The sequence below is a fragment of the Mesorhizobium sp. M7A.F.Ca.CA.002.09.1.1 genome, from assembly GCF_003998555.1.
In the GTDB taxonomy this organism is placed as follows: Bacteria; Pseudomonadota; Alphaproteobacteria; order Rhizobiales; family Rhizobiaceae; genus Mesorhizobium; species Mesorhizobium ciceri.
In genome coordinates this window covers 1-4269 of record NZ_RZRR01000475.1, presented here as the reverse complement: position 1 = coordinate 4269, position 4269 = coordinate 1, and the positions used below count along the sequence as shown (strand labels likewise).

Below are 4269 nucleotides of genomic sequence, written 5' to 3'. Positions count from 1 at the left end.
GCAGCGTCACGCCCGGATCAAGGAGGATGCCGAAGGGCAGAAGCAGGGTAGCCGTCGTCGAACCGTCCGGGCGTGCCGCGATCTCCATGGCAAGAAGCCTCTGCCCGTTCTGCTGGACCTGGTCTTGCGCAAGCGAGCACACTCTCGCCTTTTCCCGTACCGAACAGGTCACGCTCCAGTCCTGATAGACCTCACGCAGCGATGAGGGTCCATCCGGGACAGCCGCCACCTGTTGCTGGGCAGACGCCGGCGACATCAATGAGAATAGAATTGCTCCACATGCGGAGACGGCCTTCGGGCCAAGCTTCATGTGCAGACCCATTCGCGGATCTTGCATTTCTCTCCCGTCGCCTCGCAGGCCTGCAAAGCGAGATCCTCCGCTTCCCGACGGGTCTCGGCCGAGTTCACGCCCCAGGGCGTGAAACGGTTCTCCACTTTGTCTGCCACGGCAAGCGCACCGCAGTGCTTGTAGGGAAAGCCGGTCTCGTCGTCATCATTCCAATGGCGATGGTTGCGGAAGACGGTGACGACGTTGCAGGCCTTTCCGCCTGCGTTCTCGCAATATTTCTGTGCGATGTCCTTCGCTTCCTGCCGCTTGTCGGCGCCCCAGAAGAAGCCGTATTTGCTATCGGCCTGCGAATAGGCAATGGCCGCCCATATGCCCTTTTCCTCCTGTTGCGGTTCCGATGGGGCCACAAGGTCGGCTGAGACGACTTGTCCGCTCCACAACAAGGTCAAGCCCAAAACTGCCAAAGCCTGCAATCTCATGGTCGGCATCCTTTCCTTGACCTCACTCGCTTCGCGTCCTACTTCGCCGCCGAAGCAAGGGAGATCACCACACAGCTTTTGCCCGTCGGCAGGAGAAGCGCTTCACCGGCATTGCCGCCGAGCTCGTAGACCTCGACCTGCCCGAGATGGTCGGTGATCTTGCTGCCCTGCGGCAGGATGGATGGGATGTCGGCGCACGGGCTGGCGAATGGCGCCACCCGCACCATCGCCCCTTCGCAACCCGTGGCGGTGGGCGATGCGAAGACGATGCCGGCGGCCGGTCCGCTATAGCGTTCCGACGCATAGTCCATGCCGACAAAGGCCTGGATGGCGTGCTTGTCGGCGGCCTGGTCGTTCCACAGGGATTTGACGCTGTATTTCGTGCCGGTCGTCAGGATCTGTCCGAGCACTGGATAGACGGTCGAGCAGGCCTGCACACCGGCCTGCTTGACATGCTCGAGGAAGGGCGTGTCCGGAAGCACGGGGGCCGCCGCTGTTGCTGCAGGTGCGGCCGTCGCGCCGCCGACCAGATTGGCGACCGCGGCGTAATTCCCGGCGGCGAAGCCAAGCCCCGCCACGACCAATCCCAGCAGTGAATATCCGGCCGCGCGTGGCCAGCGCCTTGGGGGCTCGGCCCGCCTCTGCCGATCCGCCTCGACGCTCGGAGTGCGTTTGGCGGACGTGAACTGGTCCTGCTGGCTCATGGTGGCGCCTCGGTTATTTGAGTGGTGAAAGGGCGTCTGACAGCCCCTTGAGCGTTGCGGTAACGGTGATCGTCTGCCCGTCGACCGTCGAGTAGGAGATCGCCGGCGTCGCGTTCTGCGATATCTGCCGGCGCATGACGGGGCCGACCGGCAACATGCCGACACAGACCATTTCGTTGCAGCCGTTCAGCTGCACGTCGATCGGCTGCTTCTGTCCATCGAATTTCACGGACACCAGGCCATCGCTCCTGGCGTTCGGGGCGGTGCGCAGGATCATGTACGGCTTGCCGTCCTGGGTGGCGGCAAGCGACCAGCTGAAGGCCATCTTGCCGGACGCGTCCTCGATGATCTGCGAGACGTTGCAGACCTTCTTGCGGGCTTTGAGGTTCTCGTCGCAGATCAGCGTCCAGTTGTCGAATGGGCGTATGGTGCGCTGGTAGTCTCCGAGCTTCACCTCGGGCGGGAGCACCACGTCCGAAGGCTTGATCCTGTAGGTCGACGCGACCTGCCCGGCGGCCGGCACGAGGCCGCCGCAAAGCGCCAGGCAGGTCAGGGCAACAAGTCCTTTCATCCCTGCCTCAGTTCAAGGTGAAGCTGATGCCGGCGCCGACGCCGACATGCCCACCCGCTGCCGTGCCCGACAGATTGCCGCGGATGCGGCCGTCCTCGCTGGTGTAGCCCGCACCGAAGGCGAACGCGCCGGCGTCGCGCCAGAGGCCGCCACCCGCCGCGACGCTCAGCTTTCCGGGCCGGTCGTCGTAGCGCAGCGAGGCGGCGGCGAGGCCTATCGCGGCCGCCTGCCGGGCCTCGTCGCGGATGCCGTTGATGTCCGAATTGAGCTGGCCGAGCTTCTGGTCGGTATAGTCGTTGGCCTGCTGCAGGGTCGTGGCGGCTACCTTGTCGGTGTAGTCGTTGGACGTATCGATAGCGTAAGCCACGCGGTTGTCCGTATAGCTCTTGCCGGCGGTCAGGCCCTGGTTCATCTGTTCGACATTGACCGCATCGGTCCCTTTGACGCCGGGGCCGACATTGGAGATGACGACCGGCGCGTTGACGTCGCCACCCTGCAGCGTGATGGTGTTCGACTTGACGCCGCCCGGGGCGTCATAGGTCACCGCGTTCTGGGTGAGGTTTCCGACGCCGGCTTTCAAATCCTCGATCGCCGTGTTGGTGGCGTAGAGCTGCGAGCCGTTGATCGCATCCGTGCTGCCGGCATCGACGCGCCCGGCGGCGACGTTGGTGATCGTCCGCTCGGCGCCGGCATCGCCGACGCTGACGGTTCCGGTCGGAGTCGTTCCGGCGAAGGTGTAGGTCTTGCCGCCGATGACGGTGCTGGAGGTGCCGACGGCTGTCTGCGTCACCGAGCCGGAGCCGAGCGCCACATCGTTGGCGTTGTTGGCCTGCGCACCCTGGCCGAGCGCGACGGCGCCCGCCCCGGTAGCCGTCGAGCCATGGCCCGCAGCCACGCTCTCGGCGCCGCTCGCCACGCTTTCCGGCCCGATCGCCACCGCGTTGGTGCCGCCGGCGATGCTGTCGGCCAGCGTCGAATTGGCGTGGAAGTATTTGATGCCGCCGCCATTGCTGATGGTGGTCAGGGCATTGTCGACGGCCGTCAGGCCGTCATAGACGGTCGAGTAGTTGTTGCCCTGGATAGTGTAGGTCGGGCCGGTGATCGAGCCGTCGGGATTGATCGTGGTAACGCCGCCGAACAGGTCGGTGACGTTTTTCGTCACGCCGCGCAACTGCGAGACGTTGACGCCGTCGGTGTCGGCCGAGCCCGCCGCGACATTGGTCAGCTTGCGTTCGGCCCCGGCGGCGCCGATCGACACCTCGCCGACCGAGGTCTGCGCGCCAGCAAGCCCATAGGCCGCGTAGTTCGTTTGTGCGCCGACCGTGGTGATGGACTGCGCACCAAGCGCGACGCTGTTGATGAAGGTGCTTTGGGCGCCGGCGCCGAGCGCCACCGACTGGATGCCGGAGGCGGTCGAATTGGTGCCGAGCGCCAGGCCGTCGGCCAGCAGCACATGCGCGTTCTGGCCGATGGCCGTTCCGCCGGGTGCTGTCTGGTCGACGATGGCGCCGTTGCCGATGCCGATGCCGTTGTCGCCGTTGACGACGGTCGTCGGACCGACCGCGACCGACTCCGCGCCGACCGCCAGCGAGTCGCCCGCCGCCGAATTGGCATGGAAGTATTTCGTCGAGGTGACCGACACGGCAGCGATGGCGCCGGCGAGCTGGCGCACCGTCACCGCGTCCTGGTCCTGCGTGCCGTCGGCCACATTGGTGATCTGCCGGTAGGAGTTGACGTCGCCGACCGAAACCGCGCCGAGCAGCGCCTTGTCGGTCGTGTTGAACTGGATGAAGTTCGACGGACCGGCTGCGATCTGGCCGGTAGCCGGAGCGATCGCGCGATTGGAGATCGAACCCGAGCCCAGCGCCACGCTGCCGTCGATGCTGGCGTTGCTGGCGCGGCCGAGCGCCAGCGCGCTGACCCCGGTCGCGGTCGCCTGGTAGCCGACAGCGGTGGAGCCGACACCTTGTGCGAAGGAATCGGTCTGCGCCAGTCCGGCCTCGTTAGTGCGAGCGTAGCGGATGCCGATGCCGTTGGCGTCGGTGTAGGCGGTCGAGGTGTCGCCGGCGATGTTGTTGACAATGTTGCCGAGATTGGTCACGCCAGCGCCAAGATTGTTGACGGTGGTGCCGATGGCATCGACGGCCTGGTTGGTGGCGGCGAGCTGCGAGCCGTTGAGGGCGTCGGTCGACGTCGAGCTGATCCGCCCCGCGGCGACATTGGTGA

General features: G+C 65.8%; 5 protein-coding genes. All 5 read right to left on the bottom strand.

Going from position 1 to position 4269, the window contains the following annotated elements; all coding sequences use genetic code 11:
• Positions 1-322 (bottom strand): invasion associated locus B family protein (locus EN994_RS20045; protein WP_206530425.1); only part of this gene is annotated, 322 nt, incomplete at its 3' end.
• Positions 307-768 (bottom strand): DUF4189 domain-containing protein, encoded by a 462-nt coding sequence (locus EN994_RS20040; RefSeq protein ID WP_013529842.1) that lies wholly within the window; start codon positions 766-768, stop codon positions 307-309. The genes EN994_RS20040 and EN994_RS20045, both read right to left, overlap by 16 nt.
• Positions 769-806: 38 nt before the next feature.
• Positions 807-1472: a hypothetical protein gene (locus EN994_RS20035; RefSeq protein WP_013529841.1), complete on the bottom strand. Its 666-nt coding sequence runs from the start codon at positions 1470-1472 to the stop codon at positions 807-809.
• Positions 1473-1485: 13 nt separating this feature from the next.
• Positions 1486-2043: an invasion associated locus B family protein gene (locus EN994_RS20030; protein ID WP_013529840.1), complete on the bottom strand. Its 558-nt coding sequence runs from the start codon at positions 2041-2043 to the stop codon at positions 1486-1488.
• Positions 2044-2050: 7 nt separating this feature from the next.
• Positions 2051-4269 (bottom strand): YadA-like family protein (locus EN994_RS20025; RefSeq protein WP_206530424.1); only part of this gene is annotated, 2219 nt, incomplete at its 5' end.